Origin of the sequence: Endozoicomonas sp. ONNA2 (genome assembly GCF_024606365.1) — a bacterium.
GTDB lineage: Bacteria > Pseudomonadota > Gammaproteobacteria > Pseudomonadales > Endozoicomonadaceae > Endozoicomonas.
In genome coordinates this window covers 1-2,150 of the sequence record NZ_JAHHPO010000094.1, presented here as the reverse complement: position 1 = coordinate 2,150, position 2,150 = coordinate 1, and the positions used below count along the sequence as shown (strand labels likewise).

At 44.7% G+C, this 2,150-nt stretch carries 2 protein-coding genes; both read left to right on the top strand.

The features are described 5' to 3' along the window. The first annotated feature begins 72 nt into the window (after positions 1-72). On the top strand, positions 73-468 hold the full coding sequence (locus KDK14_RS01720; RefSeq protein ID WP_257263290.1) for a hypothetical protein: 396 nt from the start codon (positions 73-75) through the stop codon (positions 466-468). A 377-nt stretch (positions 469-845) separates the two neighbouring features. After that, positions 846-2,018, top strand: a complete 1,173-nt coding sequence (gene wecB, locus KDK14_RS01715; RefSeq protein ID WP_257263289.1) for a non-hydrolyzing UDP-N-acetylglucosamine 2-epimerase — start codon at positions 846-848, stop codon at positions 2,016-2,018. Positions 2,019-2,150: the final 132 nt, after the last annotated feature.

The following is a 2,150-nucleotide window of genomic DNA, read 5'->3' as shown; positions in this document are numbered from 1 at the left end:
GGGATAGATGTAAGAAAAGTCATGGGTTATGCATTTATGACTTGAATTCAGGTTTCAAAAAAAATCGGCTTGGTGGATAAACCAGATGCAAGAAAGCAGCATGAAAATGCAGTACCGCTGATAGGTGGACTGGTTATTTACCTGACACTATTGATTATCGGGATGATCTTTTTTGCCAGCAGTACGGCACTTATTGCTTACTATGTGGCTGCGGGCTTTTTGACTGTTGTGGGTATATTGGATGACCGGTTTGATATTAGTGTAAGACTTCGAGTGCTATGCTCATTTGCAGCTACAGGGATCATGATGTACTGGAGTGGTCTCGTCTTTACTAACATTGGCAACCTGCTGGGCATAGGCGATATTGTAATGCCACTGTATGTTGCTGTGTTGTCCCTAAAAAAAACCGAACCAAACCACCGCTACAGCCCAGTAAAACCCTTCACCCCATGCACCCCTTTTGCATGAATAACCCGAACTGATTTTGCTTTTTATATATTTTATACAGAAATAGCTGGTACTAATAAAACCCGAACTGATAAAGCCTTAATTACCAAGGCCTACAGCAACTATCAGTCACCTGTTTGAATTGGTTGTTTTGCTAATCCATAGTCGTCCAAAAGTCGTTTCCAGCCAGATCCATTGTCGTTTTAAAATCCTTTAGGCTCAGCCCTTGATATCAAAGGGGTACAGCCTTATCGGCTTAGGAATTCATGTTTAAAAGAACATAAACACTAAAGATACTGGTCGATATTGACGCCATAGAACAACGAAGGCTCAACAAAACACAAGGCCTCTCAAGTTACCAAACCGCCCTTACTGAGTCATAAAACTGAACCTTACCGATGAAAATTCTGATTGTATTTGGAACCCGCCCCGAAGCGATAAAAATGGCGCCAGTTATTGAGGCATTCAAACAACAGCCAGAAATGGATACCAGAGTTTGCGTGACAGGGCAACACCGGGAGATGCTGGATCAGGTTTTGGAACTGTTCAAAATCACCACCGATTATGATCTGGATATTATGAAACCCGGCCAGGATCTCACCGATGTAACAACAGCTATCCTACAAGGAATAAAGCCGGTACTGGAAGAATTCCAGCCAGATCGAGTATTGGTTCACGGTGATACAGCAACATCCTTTGCCGCAACCCTGGCCGCGTATTTCCACAGAATTCCGGTAGGTCATGTTGAGGCGGGTTTAAGAACACACAATATTTTTTCGCCATGGCCTGAAGAGGGAATGCGTAATCTGACAGCCTGCCTGGCAGACCAGCACTACACGCCAACCACCGATTCACTAAAAAACCTGATTATGGAGAATATACCACCGGAAACCATCTATGTTACCGGCAACAGTGTTATTGATGCCCTGCTGGAGGTTTCTGAACGCATTGATCAGGATAAACAGTTGCAGACAGAGATAAGGAAGAATTTACCCTTCCTGGTAGATATTGAAAGTGGGCAGCAAAAGCTGATTTTGGTCACTGGCCATCGGCGTGAGAATTTCGGTGAGGGCTTTGAGCAGATATGTCAAGCCATTCAGGAAATAGCCGGAAGAAACGATGTGCAGGTGGTGTACCCGGTTCACCTTAATCCTAATGTACGTGAACCCGTTAATCGTCTTCTGTCAGGGCTTGACAACGTTCATCTTATTGAACCCCTGGAATACCTGCCCTTTGTCTATTTGATGAAAAAGTCATACCTGATTCTGACTGACTCCGGTGGTATTCAAGAAGAAGTACCATCACTTGGTGTGCCGGTTTTGTGCATGAGGGATACCACAGAACGGCCTTCAGCAGTACAGGCTGGCACTGTGCGCCTGGTCGGCACCTGTATGAATGCCATTGTTTCGGAAGTGACCCGACTTCTGAATGATGAAATTGCCTACCAGGTAATGAGTCATGCTCACAACCCTTATGGAGACGGCCACACCAGCTACAGAATTGTGCAGGCGGTATTGGGTAAAGATGCTTCCATGAGCATGTTCATTGATTCAAAAATTCATAATCGCTGATTGCCCTGACAGAACCACGAAGGCACCTAAGTACAAAAAGTCATCTATTAGAAATCTTAGTGTTTGTCGTGGTAACAACGTAAGCGTCCAAACAGGGGGCAGACTCCCCCTACTTGTCGAGATCGGCTTTTA

Coding starts and splice junctions, on each gene's coding strand:
- wecB (WP_257263289.1), top strand. CDS start 846: ATGAAAATTCTGATTGTATTTGGAACCCGCCCCGAAGCGATAAAAATG.